At 68.0% G+C, this 20793-nt stretch carries 20 protein-coding genes, 1 pseudogene and 1 riboswitch; of the genes and pseudogenes, 14 read left to right on the forward strand and 7 right to left on the reverse strand.

All coding sequences use genetic code 11. The features are described 5' to 3' along the window. Positions 1–58 precede the first annotated feature (58 nt). Positions 59–277, reverse strand: coding sequence for a hypothetical protein (locus AC23D4_RS15505; RefSeq protein WP_472888303.1), 219 nt, complete (start codon positions 275–277; stop codon positions 59–61). Between the two features lie 89 nt (positions 278–366). Then, on the reverse strand, positions 367–1971 hold the full coding sequence (locus tag AC23D4_RS15510) for a sigma-54-dependent Fis family transcriptional regulator (RefSeq protein ID WP_472888302.1): 1605 nt from the start codon (positions 1969–1971) through the stop codon (positions 367–369). A gap of 64 nt (positions 1972–2035) precedes the next feature. Beyond that, a riboswitch (S-adenosyl-L-homocysteine riboswitch) is annotated at positions 2036–2155 on the forward strand. A gap of 24 nt (positions 2156–2179) precedes the next feature. Between AC23D4_RS15510 and metH the strand changes: the two genes are divergently transcribed. From metH to AC23D4_RS15525, 3 genes and pseudogenes are all read left to right on the forward strand, one after another. After that, a complete protein-coding gene (gene metH / locus AC23D4_RS15515; RefSeq protein ID WP_472888301.1) occupies positions 2180–4912 on the forward strand; it encodes a methionine synthase in 2733 nt (910 codons plus the stop codon). Positions 4913–5049: 137 nt separating this feature from the next. After that, a pseudogene (locus tag AC23D4_RS15520) lies at positions 5050–5178 on the forward strand (DUF7577 domain-containing protein); the annotation flags it as partial. Positions 5179–5238: 60 nt separating this feature from the next. After that, entirely contained in the window at positions 5239–5964 is a 726-nt protein-coding gene (locus AC23D4_RS15525; protein ID WP_472888311.1) for a hypothetical protein, read from the forward strand. On the opposite strand, the gene AC23D4_RS15530 is transcribed toward AC23D4_RS15525, so the two are convergent. The 4 genes from AC23D4_RS15530 to AC23D4_RS15545 form a co-directional block, all read right to left on the reverse strand. Continuing rightward, complete coding sequence (locus AC23D4_RS15530) at positions 5915–6877, reverse strand: D-hexose-6-phosphate mutarotase (RefSeq protein ID WP_472888300.1); 963 nt, start codon at positions 6875–6877, stop codon at positions 5915–5917. The two genes, AC23D4_RS15525 and AC23D4_RS15530, sit on opposite strands and share 50 nt — an antisense overlap. A 34-nt stretch (positions 6878–6911) precedes the next feature. Continuing rightward, the gene (locus AC23D4_RS15535) at positions 6912–7187 is read right to left on the reverse strand and encodes a DUF2164 domain-containing protein (RefSeq protein ID WP_472888299.1); all 276 of its coding nucleotides are present in this window, start codon (positions 7185–7187) and stop codon (positions 6912–6914) included. Between the two features lie 186 nt (positions 7188–7373). Continuing rightward, positions 7374–8414: a YeiH family protein gene (locus AC23D4_RS15540; RefSeq protein WP_472888298.1), complete on the reverse strand. Its 1041-nt coding sequence runs from the start codon at positions 8412–8414 to the stop codon at positions 7374–7376. 2 nt (positions 8415–8416) lie between these two features. After that, on the reverse strand, positions 8417–9190 hold the full coding sequence (locus tag AC23D4_RS15545) for an IclR family transcriptional regulator (protein WP_472888297.1): 774 nt from the start codon (positions 9188–9190) through the stop codon (positions 8417–8419). A gap of 185 nt (positions 9191–9375) precedes the next feature. Here AC23D4_RS15545 and AC23D4_RS15550 point away from each other — a divergent pair, with 185 nt between their 5' ends. The 8 genes from AC23D4_RS15550 to AC23D4_RS15585 all read left to right on the forward strand — a co-directional run bounded on the left by AC23D4_RS15550 (position 9376) and on the right by AC23D4_RS15585 (position 16509). Beyond that, positions 9376–10527, forward strand: coding sequence for a CaiB/BaiF CoA transferase family protein (locus tag AC23D4_RS15550; protein ID WP_472888296.1), 1152 nt, complete (start codon positions 9376–9378; stop codon positions 10525–10527). A gap of 3 nt (positions 10528–10530) precedes the next feature. Further along, a complete protein-coding gene (locus AC23D4_RS15555) occupies positions 10531–11157 on the forward strand; it encodes a cysteine dioxygenase family protein (RefSeq protein ID WP_472888295.1) in 627 nt (208 codons plus the stop codon). Further along, on the forward strand, positions 11157–11873 hold the full coding sequence (locus AC23D4_RS15560) for an enoyl-CoA hydratase/isomerase family protein (protein WP_177134183.1): 717 nt from the start codon (positions 11157–11159) through the stop codon (positions 11871–11873). The genes AC23D4_RS15555 and AC23D4_RS15560 overlap by 1 nt, the downstream gene beginning before the upstream one ends. An 11-nt stretch (positions 11874–11884) precedes the next feature. Next, complete coding sequence (locus AC23D4_RS15565) at positions 11885–13084, forward strand: CaiB/BaiF CoA transferase family protein (protein ID WP_472888294.1); 1200 nt, start codon at positions 11885–11887, stop codon at positions 13082–13084. A gap of 44 nt (positions 13085–13128) precedes the next feature. Further along, positions 13129–13872 (forward strand): enoyl-CoA hydratase/isomerase family protein, encoded by a 744-nt coding sequence (locus AC23D4_RS15570; RefSeq protein ID WP_472888293.1) that lies wholly within the window; start codon positions 13129–13131, stop codon positions 13870–13872. A 29-nt stretch (positions 13873–13901) separates the two neighbouring features. Beyond that, positions 13902–14882: a Bug family tripartite tricarboxylate transporter substrate binding protein gene (locus AC23D4_RS15575; RefSeq protein ID WP_472888292.1), complete on the forward strand. Its 981-nt coding sequence runs from the start codon at positions 13902–13904 to the stop codon at positions 14880–14882. A 52-nt stretch (positions 14883–14934) separates the two neighbouring features. Beyond that, the gene (locus AC23D4_RS15580) at positions 14935–15924 is read left to right on the forward strand and encodes a tripartite tricarboxylate transporter substrate binding protein (RefSeq protein ID WP_472888291.1); all 990 of its coding nucleotides are present in this window, start codon (positions 14935–14937) and stop codon (positions 15922–15924) included. Positions 15925–16242: 318 nt separating this feature from the next. Further along, on the forward strand, positions 16243–16509 hold the full coding sequence (locus AC23D4_RS15585; protein ID WP_472888290.1) for a hypothetical protein: 267 nt from the start codon (positions 16243–16245) through the stop codon (positions 16507–16509). 75 nt (positions 16510–16584) lie between these two features. On the opposite strand, the gene AC23D4_RS15590 is transcribed toward AC23D4_RS15585, so the two are convergent. Further along, a complete protein-coding gene (locus AC23D4_RS15590) occupies positions 16585–18141 on the reverse strand; it encodes a YifB family Mg chelatase-like AAA ATPase (protein WP_472888289.1) in 1557 nt (518 codons plus the stop codon). A gap of 396 nt (positions 18142–18537) precedes the next feature. On the opposite strand from AC23D4_RS15590, the gene AC23D4_RS15595 reads away from it, so the two are divergent. The 3 genes from AC23D4_RS15595 to AC23D4_RS15605 all read left to right on the forward strand — a co-directional run bounded on the left by AC23D4_RS15595 (position 18538) and on the right by AC23D4_RS15605 (position 20759). Continuing rightward, on the forward strand, positions 18538–18876 hold the full coding sequence (locus AC23D4_RS15595) for a P-II family nitrogen regulator (RefSeq protein ID WP_177136805.1): 339 nt from the start codon (positions 18538–18540) through the stop codon (positions 18874–18876). A 30-nt stretch (positions 18877–18906) separates the two neighbouring features. Further along, on the forward strand, positions 18907–20337 hold the full coding sequence (locus AC23D4_RS15600; protein ID WP_472888288.1) for an ammonium transporter: 1431 nt from the start codon (positions 18907–18909) through the stop codon (positions 20335–20337). Between the two features lie 164 nt (positions 20338–20501). After that, positions 20502–20759, forward strand: coding sequence for a hypothetical protein (locus AC23D4_RS15605; RefSeq protein WP_472888287.1), 258 nt, complete (start codon positions 20502–20504; stop codon positions 20757–20759). Positions 20760–20793: the final 34 nt, after the last annotated feature.

Genomic DNA, 20793 nt, shown 5'->3' on the forward strand with positions numbered 1-20793 from the left:
ACGAACACCCCGACCGTCCTCGCAGATGCATCGGCAAGCCACCTGTTCGGCGCTTGGTCTATCGGCAAACCAGGTCGTCAGCATCCAGCGCAGGCGGGCGCATCAGGTCTTCGTCGATGCCCATGACCGCGCTGGCCCGTTCGACGGCCCGCCACAGCAACGGCGGCATCTTCAGAATCTCGTCGGGCGAGTCGGCCTGCGCAATCCAGCTGCTGATTTGTTGGTGCTGATCGGGGGTCAGCAAGGCCAGGTTCAGCATCTCGTCGATTGTTTTCATGTCGGCTTCTCACAAGTCATGGTCAATGGCACTGATGCTGTCACACATCCGTTGCGCCAGCTTTCAGTCCAGCCCTTCAAACCTACCCTTCATCGCAACCCCGCCTTGCGCAGCCGGTAACTGAACTGCCGCAGCGTGAGCCCGAGGCTTTGCGCCGCGCGCGACTGATTGCCCTGGTGGCGGGTCAGCGCGTCCTGCAGGGTCTGTGCGTCGTGAGACGTGGCGCTCTGGTAGTCGCGCACCAGACCACCACCAGCAGCGGGAAGGGCCGGCGGGATCGGGGCCGATGCCGGCGCCGGGGGCGCGCGGTCCAGTGCGGTGGGCATGAAGCGCTCCAGCGCAGCCGCCGTCACCAGCGTGTGGTCGGCCAGCAGAACCAGGCGTTCGATCAGGTTGCCCAGCTCGCGGATGTTGCCGGGCCAGTCGTGCGCTTCCAGCCGCGCCAGCGCGTCGGGCGCGAGGTTCACGTTGCGCTGGTGCGCCTGGTTGGCTCGGCTCACAAAATGCAGGGCCAGCGCGCGCACGTCTTCGCGCCGCTCGCGCAGGCTGGGCAGGCGAATCGGGATCACGTTGAGGCGGTAATACAGGTCCTGCCGAAAGCCGCCGGCCTGTACCTCGCGCGCCAGGTCGCGGTTGGTGGCTGCGACCAGCCGCACGTCGATGCGGATCTCGCGCGTGCCGCCCAGGCGCACCAGGGTGCCTTCCTGCAGGGTGCGCAGCAGCTTGCTCTGCATGGCCAGCGGCAGCTCGCCGATCTCGTCCAGAAAAATCGTGCCGCGGTTGGCCTGCTCGAACCAGCCGGCGCGCGCCGTGCTGGCGCCGGTGAAGGCGCCGCGCTCGTAGCCGAACAGTTCAGATTCGAACAGCGTGTCGGGAATCGCCGAGCAGTTGACCTTGATGAAGGGCTGGTCGCGCCGGCCGCTGGCCAAGTGCACCGCGCGCGCAAACAGCTCCTTGCCCGTGCCCGACTCGCCCAGCAGCAGCACCGTGGCCTGCGACTGCGACACGCGCTCCAGCTCGCCCAGCGCCTGCAGCAGCGCGGGCGAGCGGCCGATCAGCCCGTAGCGCGCGCTGCCCACGTCGAGCGCGTGCTCCAGCGCTTCGTTGCGTGCGGCCAGCTGGCGCCGCTCTTCGGCCACCAGCTGTTCCAGCTGCAGCAGCTGGCCGGCCAGCGTGGCCAGGATGCGCAGCAGCGCCAGGTCGTCGTTCAGGTGCCGCTGGCGGCTGCGGATGCGGTGGCAGGCGAGCACGCCGACGGTGGCACCGTTCACATCGATCGGCAGCGCGATGAAGGCCACGGTCTGCGGCGGCAACCGGGCGCGCGCCACGGTGCGAAAGAGGAACAAGGGCTCGGCGTCCACGTCCTGCACGATGGCGGGCAAGCCGCTGGCCAGCACGCGGCCGGTGATGCCCTCGCCCCAGCGGAACACGCCGCGCGCCGCTTCCTCGGCGGTGAGGCCGTAGGCGTGGCGGACCGAGGCTGTGCGCTCCGCGCCCGGCACGGCGTCGTCGGCCAGCACCATGCGGCCGCGGTTCAGGCCCAGCAGCTCGCTCATGAGGTGCAGCATCTCGCGCAACACGAAAGCCGGCGCCAGGCTGCGGCCCACGAGCTTCATGACCTCGCGCATGAGCAGCAGCTCCTGGGCGTGCCAGTCGGTGCCGGCGTTGTCGGGGTCGTTGCGGTGAGGGGCCATGCATCGGGTACTAGCAAACATCGCACCAGATGCGTGCGCAGGCGGTTGGCGGCTAAAATCAGCGGCTCTCAAGGAGCGCTGCAGCGCCACCCCGACGCGCTTGTGTCGGGGCCGGTGTCAGGCTTGAGAGTCCGGGCTTTCATCGCCCTGCCGGCCAGACCGGCCCCAACGGCGCTCACCAGTTTCAGAACCCTTTCTGGTGAGCCCCATGTCCGACGTGATTTCTTCCGTACCCGTTCCTCCCATGCTGCTGTCCGGCCTGGAGCCGCTGCGCATCGGCGAAGACAGCCTGTTCGTCAACGTGGGCGAGCGCACCAACGTGACCGGCTCCAAGGCCTTCGCCCGCATGATCCTGAACGGCGAGTACGAGCAGGCGCTGGCCGTGGCGCGCCAGCAGGTGGAAAACGGCGCGCAGGTGATCGACATCAACATGGACGAGGCCATGCTCGACAGCAAGGCCGCGATGGTGAAGTTCCTGAACCTGATCGCCGGCGAGCCCGACATCGCGCGCGTGCCGGTGATGGTGGACAGCTCGAAGTGGGAGGTGATCGAGGCCGGCCTGCGCTGCGTGCAAGGCAAGGGCGTGGTCAACTCGATCAGCATGAAAGAGGGTGTGGACGAGTTCAAGCGCCAGGCCGGTCTGGTCAAGCGCTACGGCGCCGCCGCGGTGGTGATGGCCTTCGACGAAAAGGGCCAGGCCGACACCTACGAACGCAAGATCGAGATCTGCGAGCGCGCTTACCGCATCCTGGTGGACGAAGTGGGTTTCCCGCCCGAAGACATCATCTTCGACCCCAACATCTTCGCCATCGCCACCGGCATCGAAGAGCACAACAACTACGCGGTCGACTTCATCAACGCCACGCGCTGGATCAAGCAGCACCTGCCGGGCGCCAAGGTGAGCGGCGGCGTGTCCAACGTGTCGTTCAGCTTCCGCGGCAACGACCCGGTGCGTGAAGCCATCCACACCGTGTTCCTGTACCACGCCATCAAAGCCGGCATGGACATGGGCATCGTCAACGCCGGCATGGTGGGTGTGTACGACGAGCTGGAGCCCGAGCTGCGCGAGCGGGTGGAAGACGTGGTCTTGAACCGCCGGCCCGATGCGGGCGAGCGGCTCGTTGAAGTGGCCGAAAATGCCAAGGGCGCGGCCAAGGACGACAGCAAGAAGAACGAGTGGCGCGCGCTGCCGATCCGCGAGCGCCTGAGCCACGCGCTGGTGCGCGGCATGAACGAGTTCATCAGCGAAGACACCGAAGAGATGTGGCGCCAGATCGAAGCCGAGGGCGGCCGTCCTCTCAACGTGATCGAAGGCCCGCTGATGGACGGCATGAACGTGGTGGGCGACCTGTTCGGCCAGGGCAAGATGTTCCTGCCCCAGGTGGTGAAGAGCGCGCGCGTGATGAAGCAGGCCGTGGCCCACCTGCTGCCCTACATCGAAGCCGAAAAGCTGGCCCAGGCCGCCGCCGGGCAGGACGTGAAGACCAAGGGCAAGATCGTGATCGCCACGGTGAAGGGCGACGTGCACGACATCGGCAAGAACATCGTCACCGTGGTGCTCCAGTGCAACAACTTCGAGGTCGTGAACATGGGCGTGATGGTGCCCTGCCACGAGGTGCTGGCCAAGGCCAAGGAAGAGGGCGCCGACATCGTGGGCCTCTCGGGCCTGATCACGCCCAGCCTGGAGGAGATGCAGTACGTGGCCAGCGAGATGGAGAAGGACGCCCACTTCCGCGAGAAGCAGATCCCGCTGCTGATCGGCGGCGCCACCTGCAGCCGCGTGCACACCGCCGTGAAGATCGCGCCGCACTACAGCGGCCCGGTTGTCTACGTGCCCGACGCCTCGCGCAGCGTGAGCGTGGCGCAGGGCCTGCTGAGCGACCAGGCCGCGACCTACATCGCCGAACTCAACGCCGATTACAACAAGGTGCGCACACAACACGCCAACAAGAAGCAGGTCACGCTGTGGCCGCTGGCCCAGGCGCGCGCCAACAAGACGCCGATCGACTGGGCCAGCTTCAAACCCACCCAACCCAAGTTCATCGGCAAGCGCCAGTTCAAGAACTTCGACCTCGCCGAGATCGCGAAGTACATCGACTGGGCGCCGTTCTTCCAGACCTGGGACCTCGCCGGCCCGTACCCCGCCATCCTGCAGGACGAGGTCGTGGGCGAGCAGGCGCGCAAGGTGTTTGCCGACGCGCAGGCCATGTTGAAGAAGATCATCGAAGGCCGCTGGCTCAGCGCCAACGGCGTGATCGGGCTCTACCCGGCGAACACGGTCCACGACGACGACATAGAGCTCTACACCGACGAGACCCGCAGCCAGGTCGCGCTCACCTGGCACGGCCTGCGCCAGCAGACAGAGAAGCAGGAAGTGGACGGCGTGATGCGCCCGAGCCGCTGCCTGGCCGATTTCGTGGCGCCCAAGGGTGTGGCCGATGACTACGTGGGCCTGTTCGCCGTCACCGCCGGCCTGGGCGCAGAGAAGAAGGAAAAGCAGTTCCTCGACGCGCACGACGACTACAACGCCATCCTGTTCAAGGCGCTGGCCGACCGGCTGGCCGAGTCCTTTGCCGAGTGCCTGCACCACCGCGTGCGCACCGACCTCTGGGGCTACGCGGCCGACGAGGCGCTGAGCAGCGAAGCGCTGATCAAGGAGCAGTACCAGGGCATCCGTCCCGCGCCCGGTTACCCGGCCTGTCCGGACCACAGCGTCAAGCGCGCGATGTTCGCACTGCTGCAGGCCGACGAGATCGGCATGGCCCTGACCGAAAGCCTGGCCATGACGCCGGCCGCCAGCGTGAGCGGCTTCTACCTGAGCCACCCCGACAGCACCTACTTCAACGTCGGCAAGCTGGGCGAAGACCAGGTGCGGGACCTGGCGCAACGCAGCGGCGTGGCCGAGGGCGAACTCAAGCGCTGGCTCGGCACCAACCTCTGAGCACCCCGCCCAGGCGCCCGTTCCGGGCGCCGACCAACCGCCCACGCCAGTGATTCACCCGCTGGCGCGCTGGCGTGTTGTGCCCCTGTCGCACGCCATGCTAGAAAGCGCCAAGAGCTTCAGTGGGTGGATGAACCATGGTGGTGTGTCAGGCGTGCGGTGCGGAGAACCGGGACAGGGCAAGGTTTTGCCGGGGATGCACTGCGCCCTTGGCACCGGTTGCCGTGCCCCACGCGGCGCGCAGGCGCGCCCGGTCCTCGAAGCCCGTCTGTCCGGCCTGTCAGACGAACAACCCGGCTGACGCCCGGTTTTGCCAGGCCTGCGGCGTGCCCCTGTTGCCCGCTTCTGCGTCGCACCGCTCGATGCCGGCGTTGCCGGCGGCGGGTGCCGCGAAACGAAAGGTGGTGCTCTGGGGGCTGGTGCTGGTGCTCGCGGGCGCCGGGACCTGGTGGAAGCTGAACCACACCAGCGGGTCGGCATCGCGGGCCGCCACGCCCGAGGCCACCGCACCCGCGCCTGCGAACGGACCTGCGGCGCTGGCCCCGGCACAGACCCAGGCAGCCCCCGGAGGGTTCGTCACGGTGGACCTCGCCGGAACCTCACCGGCGCCCGGCGACGCGGCGCACCTCTCGGAGGCCGAGCGCCTGCGGCTGTCGCTGGAACGCCTGGAGCGCGAGGACCGGGCACACACCGCCGCGCTGGAGCAACAGCGCGCGGCCGCGGCGGCGGAGCAGCACCGGCGCGCCGAGCTGGCCAGGCGCCGCGCCGAAGCCACAGCGGCGGCAACAGCAGCGGCAGCCCCGGCGGCACCCACAGCGGCATCGCCGCCACAGCCCTCGGCGGCGACGCCAGCGGTGGCAACAAGCGGAACCGCCGCGCCGCCCGCGGCGCCGGCCGCCACGGTGGAACTCGCCTGCGCCGGCAGCAGCAACTTTTTCACCCGGGACCTGTGCCGCCTGCGCGAGTGTGGCAAAGCGTCGTTTGCCCGCGACCCGACCTGCGTCAGGTTCCGTGAGATGGAAGAGGCTCGCCGAAGCGCGTCGGCACAGTGAACATTTGGGCCACCAGCCGGTGCTCGCCGCCGGGCGGCAGCGTCACCACCTCGTCCGCCGCGTTGGCGGTTTCCACGCAGACAAAGCGCCGGTAGTCGCCGTCCGCCAGGTCGACCATGCCGGCCGCCAGCGCCGCCCCCGGGTTCCACACCACGGCGGTGCGGCTGCCCTCGGCGCTGATGCGCAGCGTGTGGCCTGAAGCGCCATCCACGATGTCCAGTTCAGCGGGTGCACCGGTGTAGATGCGGTCCACTTCGCCCGCGAAGCGCACCGCGCCTTGCTGCTGTGTGATCGCGCCGTGGGCGCCGGCGGCCTTGTCCAGGTAGCGGCAGCCGTCGAGCCCGTTCACGGTGGTTTGCGCCACATCGCTCACGGCGAGGTAGGTGTGCAGCGCCTGCGTGATGGCGAAGGGTGCCTCGCCCGAGTTGCGCGTGCTCAGCAATAGCCGCAGCGCGGCGCCCACCGTGATCTCCAGTGTCAGCTCAAAGGCGTGGGGCCAGATGGCACGCGTGTCGGGTGTGTCCGTCAGCGCCAGGGTGAGGCGGGTGGCGCCATCCGGCAGGGCCGCCGTGCTGGCCACCGACCACAGGCGCGTGCGCGCCAGACCGTGGTTGGGCCGACCCAGCGCTTGCGGGTCGGCGCCGAACCAGGGCCAGCACACCGGCACGCCGCCCCGGATCGCCTTGCCGGTCTGGTACGTGGCTTGTTCGCTCACGAACAGCAGGTCGCTGACGGCATCGCGCGGCCGGAACCGCAACACCTGGCCGCCATAGACCGACACCTGTGCTTCGGCGTGCGCGTTGTGGATGTGTGCGAAAGGCAGGCCACCAGGCCCGGCGACAAACCGCAGCTGGCCGGGCAGCCCGTGGCGGGCGTTCAGGGTGTCGAGAAGGGCGGTGTCAGGTGCGTCCATGGCCCCGACTGTAGCGGGCGGGGCCGGTGCCGCCTCAGGTGCGGCGGCCCGTGGGGCGGACGGCGGCCTTCCAATAACCGAACTCGTCCTCGTGCACGTCAATGTCCAGCTCTTGCGTACGGGCCAGCATGCGCTCCTGGGCATCGGCCACCGCCCGGTTGTAGACGCAGGGGCCAATCTCTTCCAGGAAGAAGTTCAGCAAGCCACCCGCGGCCACGTTGCCGATGGGCTCGTCCATGTGTTCGCGGAAATAGCGTTCGATGGAGCTGATCGCCTGCTGGCGGGCTTCTTTGGAGAGTTCGATGGTCATGGTGGGTGGCCTTGTGCTGGCATGGGTGCTGGGCGTGTCGAGCGGATGTTTCGGCGAGGTCGGGGGGCGGAAGTCGAACACGTTGTCCTGCCAGAGGGCGTGAACATCGAAGGCAATGTCTCTGCGGGGGGTGGCGGTGCGGTCGACCTGCGCTTCGCTGACACCGGTCCCGCGAGCTGCCGGCGCTCAGCCCAGGCGCGCCATCAACAACAGCCCGGCACCGGCGAAGAGCGCGATCCACAGGGTCTCGGTGACCAGCATGGCCACGGGCATCCAGCCAAGCCGGAACAGGTCCTCGAAACTGGTCTTCACCCCGGCCGCGGCAATCGCCACCACCAGCAGCCAGCGTGAAGCCTGGCTGGCCGTGCTGGAAACCGCCGCAGGTACCAGACCCGAAGTGGCGAGCAGCATGCACACGATGAACGCCAGCAGAAAACCCGGTACCAGCGGTACCGACAGGTCTTCGGACGCCTTGTCGACGGCACCGGCGGCGCTGGCGGGCGGGCGCATCGCCATGGCCACGAGCAGCACCACGGGCATCAGCAGCATCACGCGGAACACCTTGATCACGGTGGCACTGTCGGCTGCGGCCGTGTCGCCCGCATTCGACAGCATCATGCCGGCGGCCACCACCTGGGCCACGTCATGGATGGTGGCGCCGAAGAACACGCCGGCTTGTGCGGGTGTCAGGCCCATCAGGGAGGAAGCCAGGGGATACAGCACCATGGCAAGGGTGGACAACAGCGTCACGCCGACCACGGCCAGCAGCGTGAAGCGCTCGTTCTCGCGGGTCTGGGGCAGCACGGAGGAGACGGCCAGCGCGGCGGAGGCGCCGCAGATGCCCACGGCGCAGCCTGAGACCAGACCCTCGGCCACCGGGCGGCGCAGCAGGTGGGCCAGCAACAGGCCCAGGGCGATGGTGGAGACCACACCCAGGGCGGTGAGTGCGCCGGTGCCCCAGCCCAGGGCGGAGATCTGGGTGAACGTGATGCGCAGGCCCAGCAGGGCGACGCCGGCGCGCAACAGGGTGCGCCCGCAGAAATCGATGCCAGGCCGGATTTTGGGGTCGCGCGAGAGGAAGTGAAAGGCCAGGCCGATGAGCAGGGCATAGAGCAGCTGAGGGCCACCGTAGTGCTCGGCCACGAAGGTGGCCGACAGCGCCACCACGGCGCACAGCAGCAGGCCCGGGGCGAGGCGCCGGGCACGGTTCCAGGGGGCGCGCCACATGCTCAGGTGTTCCAGAGCTGCTGGTTGGCCAGGGGGTTGGCCCCCAGGCCCACGGAAATGCACTGTGCCGCCGCCACCACCGGGCCTGCGAGGGCCTTGAACATGGACGGCTTGATGCGCGCGATGGGGCCCGAGATGCCGACGGCGGCGATCACATGGCCCTGGATGTCGCGGATCGGTGCGCCAATTCCGCCCACGCTCTCGCGCCACTCGCCGCGGTTGACGGCGTAGCCCTGCTTGCGCACCCGATCCATCTCGCGCAGGAAGGCCGCTTCTTCAACGATGGTGCGGGGCGTGTAGCGCTCGATGCCGCTCGCCAGATCGGCCAAGCGCGCCGCGCCCAGCCAGGCGAGCAGGGCCTTGCCCGTGGCCACGCAATGCGCTGGCGCGCGGCCGCCGATCTGGCTGTAGGCGCGCACCGGTTCGTGGCTCTCGATCTTGTGCACGTACACGACTTCGGCGCCATCCAGCACCGACAGGTGGACGGTCTCACGCGTCTGCTCCAGCAGGGCCTCCATGTACGGCTGAGCAATCCGCCGCAGGTCCAGCCCCTCCAGCACCGAGCTGCCCAGTTCCCACAGCCGCACCGACGCGGCGTAACCCCGGGTGGCCGGGTCGTGCTGTACGTATTTCAGCTCGACCAGCCCCTGCAGCAGGCGGTGCGCATGGCTCTTGGCGATGCCCAGCTGTGCTGCCAGCTCCGTGACGCCCAGGGGCCTTTGCGCGCGGGCCACGACCTCCAGCAGTGCCAGGCCCTTGATCAGCGTGTTGTTCATGGCCCCACCCTCCCGGTGGCAGATCCGGTGGTTCGTTCAGATGTTCGGTGCATATGCAAATTCTATAAAGTTCTACAAAACGGAACATTTGTCCCTTATTTGGGAACGCCGTAAATTTTCGGCATGAATCCTCCAATCTCAATCCGGATGCGCCAACCCGATGTGGCGCGCAGGCAGGTGTCCCGATGACCGGTGCACTCCCACTTCTGCAAGGTGTCCAGGTGGTCGAGTTCTGCCAGGTTGCCGCGGGGCCCTTCTGCGGCATGTTGCTGGCCGACTTCGGCGCCTCGGTCACCAAGGTCGAGCCGCCCGAGGGCGATGCCATGCGCCAGTGGCCACCGCTGACCCAGGGCTACAGCGAGAACTTCGCCTCCATCAACCGGGGGAAGAAATCGGTGGTGCTGGACCTGAAGAATCCCGTGGACCGCGACCTGGCGCGCGACCTGGTGCTGCGGTCCGACGTGCTGGTCGAGAACACGCGCCCCGGCGTGATGCGGCGCCTGGGGCTGGACTGGGACTGGTTTGCTTCGCGCAAGCCGTCGCTGATCTACTGCTCGATCTCGGCCTACGGGCAGGACGGCCCGCGCGGAGCCGAAGGCGGGTTCGACCTGACCATCCAGGCCGGTGCCGGCGTCATGAGCGTCACGGGCGAGCCCGACGGCGCACCGGTCAAGGCTGGCGTGCCGATCGCCGACTTTGCTTCCGGGCTGTATGCGGCCTATGCGATCAGCGCCATGCTCAGCCGGGTGCGCGCCGGTGGTCCGGGCGGCTGGATCGACGTGCCGATGGTCGGCGCGACCATCGCCATCTCGGCGTTGCAGACCAGCGAGTATTTCGGCACCGGCCAGAACCCCCGCAAGCTGGGGTCGGCCCATCCGCGCAACGCGCCTTACCAGGCCTACCAGGCCAGCGACGGCTGGTTCGCGATCGCCGCGGGCAACAACAAGCTGTGGCGTTCGGTGTGCGATGTCGTCGGCACGGCCGAACTGCTCGACGACCCGCGCTTCACCACCCCCACGCTGCGCGCCGCCAACCAGGCGGCCCTGAAGGCGCTGCTCGACGGTCCCTTCGCGGCGCGGCCCGTGGCCCACTGGCTCGAACACTTCGCCGCGGCCGGCGTGCCCAGCGCGCCGATCAACGGTTATGCCGAGGCCCTGGCCGATCCGCAGACCGTGCACCTGCAGCTGGTGCGCGACATGACGCTGCCCAATGGCCGCGCCACGCGTACCGTGGGTTCGCCGATCCGCATCAACGGCGAACCCATCCCGCACGAAACCCGTCCGCCCGCCCTGGGCGAAGACACCGAGGCCCTCAAGGCCTTGCTCCGGAAAGACTGAGCCATGACGAACCCGACGGACACCGAGACCGACACCATCCGCCCGCTGCGCGAGTTCGTGGCTGGCATGACCGCGCTGGTCGGGCAGGACCTGCCCGAGGGCGCGCTGCTGCCGCAGGTCCGAACGCTGATGGCCCAACTGATCGCCAGTGACCGCTGGCTGCCCGAGGCCTTTGCCCAGCCCGGCCAGGGCACCTACGCCCAGCACCTGCTGCATTGCGATCCGCTGGAGCGTTTCTCCGTGGTGAGCTTTGTCTGGGGGCCGGGGCAGCGCACGCCGGTCCACAACCACACCGTCTGGGGCGTGGTCGGCGTGCTGCGCGGGCAGGAGACCTGCGACGAGTTCGAGCCCACGGCCGACGGCGTGCGCTCCACGGGCCTGACCCACGCGCTGAAGGCCGGGGCCATCGAGGCCGTCTCGCCCACGGTGGGCGACTGGCACCGCGTGGGCAATGCGCTGGAGGGCCAGTCCTCGATCAGCATCCACGTCTATGGCGGCAACATTGGCGCGATCCACCGCAGCCTGCTCGACGCCGATGGCGTGGAACGGCCTTTCGTCTCGGGCTACTCGTCCACCGTGGTGCCCAACCTGTGGGACCGTTCGGCCGAAGCCCGCAAGGCGGTGTCCTGATGCTGCGGCACGAACGGCATGACCGCACGGCGGTGCTGACGCTGGACCGTCCCGCGCGAGGCAACGCGCTGTCGGTCGAGCTGGTGGACGCGTTGCTGGAACAGGTGCTGCAACTCAGCAGCGACCCCGGCGTCGACAGCCTGGTGTTCCAGGCCAGCGGCGCGCATTTCTGCACCGGCTTCGATCTCTCCGACTTGGCCACCAGCAGCGAGGCCGACCTGCTGCAGCGCTTCGTGCGAGTGGAGCAACTGCTGCAGGCCGTCTGGCAGGCGCCCATCCGCACCATCGCGCTGGCGCAGGGTCGCACTTGGGGCGCGGGCGCCGACCTGTTTGCCGCCTGCGAGCTGCGCCTGGCCACGCCAGGAGCCAGCTTCCGTTTTCCCGGCGCGCGCTTCGGCATCGTGCTGGGCACGCGGCGGCTGGCCGAGCGAGTCGGTGGCGACGCCGCGCGCCGCTGGGTGCTCGACAGCGCCCACGTCGATGCCGGGGCCGCCTGCGCGGCGGGGCTGGCCACGGACCTCGTGGAGGCGGAGCACCTCGCCGAGGCATGGCGCGAGCACCTGCCCGGACCCATCGACCGCACCACCGCCGGCGCCATCCGGCGACTCACCCGGGCCGATGCCGCCGGGCGTGACATGGACGAACTGGTGGCCTCCGCTGCGCGGCCCGGACTGAAACAACGCATGACCGATTACTTGGCCGCACTGCGCGCCTGAAAGCCCGACCCATGAACAACGCCAAAGCCTTCTCCAACGTCCGCATCCTGGACTTCACCCACTACCTGGCCGGCCCCTTTGGCACGTTCCAGCTCGCGCTGCAGGGCGCCGATGTGATCAAGATCGAGCCGCAGGGCGGGGACGGCATGCGCCTGTCACCGGTGTCCAAGACCTGGTCGGATCGCGGTCTGTCACCCGGCTGGATGGCCGTCAATGCCAACAAGCGCAGCATGGTGCTGGACCTGTCCAAGCCCGAGGCCGTGGAGATCATCCACAAACTGGCGGCCGAGGCCGACGTGGTCTGCGAGAACTTCCGCCCCGGCGTGCTGGAGCGCCTGGGCATGGGCTACCAGCAGCTCAGCGCACTCAACCCGCGCCTGATCTACTGCGCCATCTCCGGCTTCGGCAGCACCGGGCCCGAGCGGGGCACGGCCAGCTTCGACGGCAAGATCCAGGCCATGTCCGGACTGATGTCGCTTACGGGAGACCCCGAGGGCGGTCCCATGCGCGCTGGCTTTGCCGCCGCCGACGTGACGGCCGGCATGATGGCAGCGTTCGCCGTGGCCACGGCGCTCTACCAGCGCACGCACACCGGCGAAGGGCAGTTCGTGGACGTGTCCATGCTGGACTCGATGCTGAACTTTCTCAGCCTGCCTGTGGCCGAGTACACGGTGGATGGTTTCCGGCACACCCAGTTCGGCAACCGCTCGGTGAGCCGCAAGCCTACCGCGGACCGCTTCCGCTGCGGCGATGGCTTCATCGTGCTGGCGGTGCTGACCGACAAGCAGTTCAACAAGATGCTGGAAGCCCTGGGGCGTGCCGACCTGCTGGACGACGCGCGCTTTGCCGACTGGTTCACCCGTACCGAGAACGCCCAGGTGTTGCGCGAGATCATCGAAAGCGCGATGGATGGCGGCGACCCCAAGGTCTGGGAACAACGCCTGACCGCCGCCGACGTGCCCTGCGCCACCGTGTACACCCTGCCGGAGATCCTGGCGCATCCGCAGGTGGTGCATCGCGGCCTGCTGCGCGAGACCGCAACCCCCCACGGCCCGGTGCAACTGGTCGGGCCCGCCTTCACCCTGGCGCATGGCAGCGGCGGCATCGACCGGCCGGCCGTGCTGCCGGGCGCCAACACCGACGAGATCCTGTCCGAACTCGGTTACCCCGAGGCCGAGGTGGCCCGCCTGCACCAGGTCGGCGTCGTCTGAACCTTCACCCTTCCACTGCCCATTCACGACGCAAGGAATCCTTCATGGAAAAAGTCTCCGTCACCGATTTCCCCGACGGCACCACGCTGATCGCCATCAACCGCCCGGAAAAGCGCAACGCCATCTGCGCCACCACGGCCATCGAACTGCAACAGGCCTTCGCCGCCTTTGACGCCACCGACAGCCAGCGTGTGGCCGTCGTCACGGGCACCGGTGACGCTGCTTTTTCCGGTGGCGCTGACCTCACCAACATTCCCGAGCTCTGGCGCTGCATTCCCACGGTGGGTATCACCACTGAAAAGCCCGTGATTGCCGCCGTGGGCGGGCACTGCGTCGGCGGGGCCCTGGTGCTGGTGATGATGTGCGACCTGCTGGTCGCCGCCGACAACGCGAAGTTCTCCTACCCCGAGGCGGCCGTGGGGTTCACCGGCGGGATGATCGCCGGTCTGGCCGCGCGCATCCCGCACAAGGTGGCCATGGAGATGATCCTGCTGTGCAAGACGCTGGACGCACAGCGTGCCTACCACGTGGGCCTGGCCAACGAAATCGTTCCCACCGGGCAGCAGGTGGAGCGTGCGCTGGCCATGGCGCGCGAGATTGCCACCTTCTCGCCCCTGGTGCTCAGGACGCTCAAGCGTTTTGTGAACGAGGGCGTGTTGCCGCAGGGCCCGTCCGAGCGCATGGCCCGGGCCAACCGCGACCTCGCCATCGTGCGCGACAGCGCCGACGCCGAGGAATCGCTGCGGGCCTTCAAGGAAAAGCGCCGCCCCAGTTTCCAGGGCCGATGAACCTCCACCTGAAAGAAAGAACCCGCACCATGACCCTTTCCATTTCACGCCGCCACGCCACCGCCCTGCTGCTGGCCCTGCCCGCAACACGCCTGGCCTTCGCGCAGGACAACTGGCCCAGCCGGCCGATCAAGCTGGTGGTGCCTTACCCACCGGGCGGTAACAGCGACAACCTGGGCCGCATCGTGGCCGAGCGGGTCGCTGCCCAGCTCAACGCTACCATCATCGTGGACAACAAACCCGGCGGCACGACCCAGATCGGCACCGAACTGGTGGCACGCGCCGCCCCTGATGGCTACACGCTGCTACTCGGCGCGATCACGGCCTTCACCGTGCTGCCGCACCTGCGCAAGAAGTTGCCTTTTGATCCCAAGCGCAGCTTCGAACCGCTGGGCGCGATTGCCGACTACGTGGCGGTGGCGGCTGCGCGAAAGGACCTGGGCGTGGCCACGCTGGCGGATCTGGTCCGCGTCGCCAAGGCCAACCCGGGCAAGCTGACGTATGGATCGGCCGGCCTGTCGTCCTTCGGGCATATCGCTGGTGAAATCATCAAGCGCGATGCCGGCATCGACATGCTGCACGTTCCCTTCAAGGGCTCGGCCGACGCGGCGGCGGCGCTGACGGGCGGGCAGATCGACTTCCTGATCGACGGCACCACCGTGCAACTGGCCAAGGGCGCGCGGGCCGTGGCGCTGTTTGCTTTCTCCGACAAGCGCCATCCCGAGCTGCCCAACGTGCCCAGCCTGCCCGAGACCGGGCTGCAGGTGAAGCGGCCCACCGGCGCGTCGTGGGGGCTGTTTGCACCCGCCGGCACACCCAAGGCCATTGCCGACAAGCTGGAAAAGGCGCTGGAGCGCGCCCTGGCCGAGCCGGACACGCAGGCACGCATGCAGCGCATCAGCGCCATGCCCGCCTGGGGCTCGCCGGCCGAACTGATGCGCGGGGTAGACAACGACTTCCGCTTCTACGGCGAACTGCTGCCCGCCATCGGCCTGAATGCCGAGGACTGAGAGGCCGAAAGCCTGGCACCGACGTTATCGAACCAAAGAAAGATCCCGAACCATGAAACTGCTGCAAGTCACTTCCCGCTTCACCCGTCTGGGCATGCTGACGGCCGTGGGCCTGACGGCCGCGCTGGCCGCCGCCGGAGCCCAGGCTCAGGCCGCCTGGCCAGCCCAGCCCATCAAGGTCATCGTGCCGTACCCGGCCGGTGGCAACGCCGATGCCATCGCACGGCTTATCAGCAGCAAGGTCGCGGCAAGCCTGGGCCAGAGCCTGGTGATCGAGAACAAGGCCGGCGCCGGTGGCGCGATCGGCGCCCAGCAGGCCGCACGAAGTCCCGGCGATGGCTATACCTTCCTGATGACGCCCAATGCCGTGGTCAACCTGACCCCCCTGTTGCGCAAGGTGCCCTATGACCCCCTGGAGGACCTGCTGCCGGTCGCCATGATGTCCAGCAGCTACGGTCTGGTGGCCGCACGCAAGGATCTACCGGCCAACACCATGGCCGAATTCATTGCGTTGGCGAAGAAGGACCCCGGCAAGCTGAACTTCGGCTCGGTCGGGGCGGGCACGGCCACGCACATCAACGGCGAGATCGTGCACCTCAAGACCGGCATCCAGCTCACCCATGTGCCGTACAAAGGATCTGCCGAGTCGCTGGCCGACCTGCTGGGCGGGCGCATCGACGTGATCTACGACCCGGTGGCGCTGGCCCAGATCAAGTCGGGCAACCTCAAGGCGCTGGCCGTGACCAGCCCCGAGCGCCACCCCGAGCTGCCGGCCGTTCCCACGCTGCGCGAGCAGAAACTGGACATACCCGGAGGCACCTGGTTCGGCGTTTTTGCCCCGCGTGGCACGCCGCCGGCGATCATTGCCCGCATGGACGCCGAAGTCGGCAAGGCGGTCAATGCACCGGACGCCCGTGCCCTGATGGCCCAGTTCAGCCAGTACCCGGATTACAAGGGAGCCGAAGCCTTTGGGCGCGGCATCCGTGAGGAAACGGCATTCTTCAAGAACCTGATCGCACAGACCGGGCTCAAGATCGAGTGAGTCGCTGTCGGTCTCAGCGAAGCCGCGGCGCCTTCGGGCGCCGTTTTGCATGGTGCGCCAGCCTCAGCACTGTGGCTGAAGTGGTGCAACCTGCTTCAGGGTGAAACCCAGAAGGTGCTGACGCATTCCACGATGCCGGTGCTGACAGATCGCTGACCGGTGGCCTGCCGCTGTCGCGCCTTGGAGGCAGGCCGGCCTCGGTGTGCAAGCAGGCTCCACCCCCACTTCACAGGAGCGCCCCATGGCCACCTACAAGGTCGGATACTTCTCGGCAGCCTTGCATCGAAGTCGATCAACCGCCTGCTCGCCAATGCGCTGGTGAAGGTCGCTCCGCCCGAGCTGGTGCTGAGCGAGATTGCGATCAAGGATCTGCCGCTCTACAGATCGGACTACGACGCCGACTGCCCGCCGGTGGCACGCGCCTTCAAACAGGCGATTGCCGAAGTCGTCCAGTTCAAGCCCGCTCTCATCACGGCCGATGGCGAGGTTACCGACGAGGGCACGAAGCAGTTCCTGCAGGACGACATGACCGACCTGCACGCCTTCATCGTGCGCGTGCTGACGGTGCTGCCGCGCAGTGCCTGACGCGTGTGAAGGGAGGGCGCCTCCGGCTCCACGGCGCCACTGATGTCGCCAGTCGGCCATCCGGCCACCGGCGGCTCAGCTTCCCTGCCGCAGTGCCCGCCGGTATTGCACCGCCTCGGCGACATGCCCCACACCCACCGTGTCCGCCTCGGCGAGGTCGGCGATGGTGCGCGCCACGCGCAACGCGCGGTGGGTGCTGCGCGCGCTCCAGCCCAGGCGGGCAGCGGCGGTGTTGAGAAACTTGAGGGCCGCGGCATCGGCCAGGATGTGCTGGTCCAATGCCTGGCCGGCCAGCGCCTGGTTGGTGCAACCCTGCCGGACCTGGGCGCGCTCGCGCGCAGCCACCACACGCTCGCGCACCGCGTCGCTCGGTTCACCGGCCACGCCGTGCAGGAGATCGTTCGGCGGCAGGGCGGGCACCTCGACGTGCAGATCGATGCGGTCCAGCAACGGGCCGCTGAGCTTGCCCTGGTAGCGCGAGATCTGGTCGGGCGTGTCGCGGCAGGCGCGGGTGGGGTGGCCCAGAAAGCCGCAGGGACACGGGTTCATGGCGGCGACCAGCTGGAAGCGCGCCGGAAACTCGCTCTGCATGGCCGCGCGCGAGATGCGGATGTGGCCACTCTCCAGCGGTTCGCGCAGAGCCTCCAGGGCGGCCCTGGGGTATTCGGGCAGTTCATCGAGGAAGAGCACCCCGTGGTGCGCGAGCGAGATTTCACCCGGCCGCGGTGGCGAACCCCCGCCCACCAGCGCCACGGCGCTCGCCGTGTGGTGCGGTGCGCAGGTGGGGCGCTGCCCCCAGTGGTCCAGACGAAAGCGCCCGGCGAGCGAGGCCACCGCGGCGGATTCGAGCGCTTCCGACGCGCTCATCGGCGGCAGCAGGCCGGCGAAGCGCTGGGCCAGCATGCTCTTGCCCGAGCCGGGCGGCCCGACCATCAGGACGCTGTGTCCGCCGGCCGCCGCGATCTCCAGCGCGCGTTTGGCCGCGGCCTGGCCTTTCACTTCGGCGAGATCGGCGTAGGCCACGGTCTGGCCGATCTGCGTCGGCGCCAAGCGCGTCCAGCCGCCGTCGTCGGGAGGCGCCTCGCCGCCCGCGGCGCCTTCGGGCAGGAACTGCGCCACCACGTCCAGCAGGTGGCGGGCGCGGTACACCTTCGCCTGCGGCACCAGCGCGGCTTCTTCGGCGCTGCCGGGCGGCAGCACCAATCTGGACTGTGCCGCCGTCGCGGCGTTGGCGTCCCGGTGCAGCGCCAGGCTCATGGCCAGGGCGCCGCGCACCGGGCGCAGCTCGCCGCCCAGCGAGAGTTCGCCCGCAAACTCCCAACCTGCCAGCCGGGAGGCATTGATCTGCCCGTTGGCGGCGAGGATGCCGAGCGCGATCGGCAGGTCGAAGCGGCCCGAGTCCTTGGGCAGATCGGCCGGGGCGAGGTTGACGGTGATGCGCTTGTTGCTGGGGAATTCGAGCCCGGCGTTGGCGATGGCCGAACGCACGCGCTCGCGCGCTTCCTTGACCTCCGTGTCGGCCAGACCCACCAGCGTGAAGCTGGGCAGGCCGTTGGCGAGGTGGACTTCCACCTGCACCGGACGGGCTTCCAGGCCCAGCAGCGCACGGCTGTGCACCAATGACAGACTCATCTGAATTTCCTCCCTGTTTCGGTGCACGGCAGTCCTGAAGCGCCTCTCCGGGCGTTGGAACTTCGATGCACAAATTTGGTGCCTGGGTTCGGTGGTGACCGCCACCCCAGTCGGCACGAGCGCGCCCATCATGGCACAGGCCGCCGATCCGCCGGCCACCCCGCTGGCGTTGCGCGGTGTTTTCACGACAGCGCGGTACGCCGCGGCACGATCCGATCGGAACGCGGTTGGCACGGTCCGTGCTTGGGGGTGTAAGCGATTGAATCAAGACCATGGCGCTGCCATGAAACAGTCCGCATCCAAAGTGGTGTCAGCCCTCGTGGCCAGCACTGCCCGTGTCAGCCCCGGTGCATGCCTCACGGCGTGAGCACCACGTACTAGAAGAGGAATCACAGCATGAAAATGGTTTCAGCCATCATCAAGCCGTTCAAGCTGGACGAAGTGCGCGAAGCGCTTTCCAGCATGGGCGTGCAAGGCATCACCGTCACCGAAGTCAAGGGCTTCGGCCGCCAGAAGGGCCACACCGAGCTGTACCGCGGCGCGGAGTACGTGGTCGACTTTCTGCCCAAAGTGAAGATCGAAGCCGCCGTGGACGACGGCCTCGTGGACCGCGTGATCGAAGCCATCGAAGGCGCCGCACGCACCGGCAAGATCGGCGACGGCAAGATTTTCGTCACCGACCTCGAACAGGTGGTTCGCATCCGCACCGGTGAAACCGGCAAAGAAGCGCTCTGATCAACGCCCTGCACAAGAAAGATCATCAACATGAAAAAACTACTTGCAACCCTGTTGTTGGGCGTTGGACTGGCTTTTGGTGGCCTGAACGCCGTGGCCCAGACCACGACCGAAGCGCCGGCCGCTGTCGCAGCACCGGCTGCCGATGCGGCACCCGCGGCCGACGCGCCGGCTGTTGAAGCCCCTGCTGCTGCTGCTGAAGCGGCACCCGCTGAAGAGGCCGTCAAGGAAACCGTCGACAAGGGCGACGTGACCTGGATGATGATCTCCACCATCCTCGTGCTGCTGATGGTCGTGCCCGGCCTGGCCCTGTTCTACGGCGGCCTGGTGCGCAGCAAGAACATGCTGTCGGTGCTGATGCAGGTGATGGTCGTCTTCTCGCTGATCGCCGTGCTGTGGGCCGTCTACGGTTACAGCCTGGCGTTCGGTGGTGAGGGCCTGATCTTCGGCAACCTCGACAAGGTGTTCCTGAAGGGCATCACGCCCGACTCGCTCGCCGCCACGTTCACCGCTGGCGTGATGATCCCCGAGTACATCTTCATCGCCTTCCAGTGCACCTTCGCCGGCATCACCTGCGCGCTGATCGTGGGCTCGTTCGCCGAGCGCATCAAGTTCGGCGCCGTGCTGCTGTTCTGCGCCATCTGGTTCACGTTCAGCTACATCCCGATCGCCCACATGGTCTGGGGTACCGGTGGCTACCTGTTCGACAAGGGCGCGCTGGACTTCGCCGGCGGCACCGTGGTGCACATCAACGCCGCCATGGCCGGTCTGGTCGGTGCCTACGTGCTGGGCAAGCGCATCGGCTACGGCAAGGAATCGATGGCGCCTCACAGCCTGACGCTGACCATGGTCGGTGCCTCGCTGCTGTGGGTGGGCTGGTTCGGCTTCAACGCCGGCTCCAACCTGGAAGCCAACGGCGGCACCACGCTCGCCTTCATCAACACCCTGTTCGCCACCGCCGCCGCCGTGCTGGCCTGGTGTGTGGGTGAGACGCTGGGCAAGGGCAAGGCCTCCATGCTGGGCGCCGCGTCCGGTGCGGTCGCGGGTCTGGTCGCCATCACCCCGGCTTGCGGAACCGTGGGCCCCATGGGTGCCATCGTCATCGGCCTGGTGGCTGGCTTCCTGTGCCTGTGGGGCGTCTCGGGCCTCAAGAAGATGCTGGGCGCGGACGACTCGCTCGACGTGTTCGGTGTGCACGGCGTCGGCGGCATCGTCGGTGCCTTGCTGACCGGCGTGTTCTCGGCCGGCTCGCTCGGCGGCGTCAAGGGCGACGACTACTCCATCGCCAGCCAGCTGCTGATCCAGGCCGAAGGCGTGGTCATCACCATCGTGTGGTCCAGCGTCGTGGCCTTCATCGCCTACAAGATTGTTGACCTGATCATGGGTCTGCGCGTCTCGGAAGAAGCCGAACGCGAAGGTCTGGACATCACGTCCCACGGCGAAACCGCCTACAACCGCTGAACGGTTCCAGCGCGGCGCGCGACAAGGTTCACCGACCGTCGCCACCGCGTTGCAACCCAGAGTCTCCTTTGGATGTTGACCCCGTGCTGCCGCAAGGCACACGGGGTTTTTTTCGTTTTGCTCCGTATCATCGTGGCAGGACACCACAACATCAGGAGGAAACCATGTCCCAGGCACTGTCACGCGGGTGGACCGGTCGGATCGCGACCGGATCGTTCGTTTTTGTATTGACGGCGATCACGCCCATCGCGATGGCCGCGACGGGCCAGGCCCCAGGGAGTTCTGGTGGCCAGAAGCCCCCGAGCAAGGTCACCTTCGTCGACGCGCCCTCCAGCGAGAAACCCGCGGCGCGGGAAAAACGCCTCAAACGCGAGTGCAAGGGCCGGCCCAATGCGGGCATGTGCCTCGGGTACACGCGGTAGTCGCCCTGCCGGGCCCTTGCGCTGCATTTGCAGC

The sequence above is a fragment of the Hydrogenophaga sp. L76 genome (assembly GCF_057654755.1).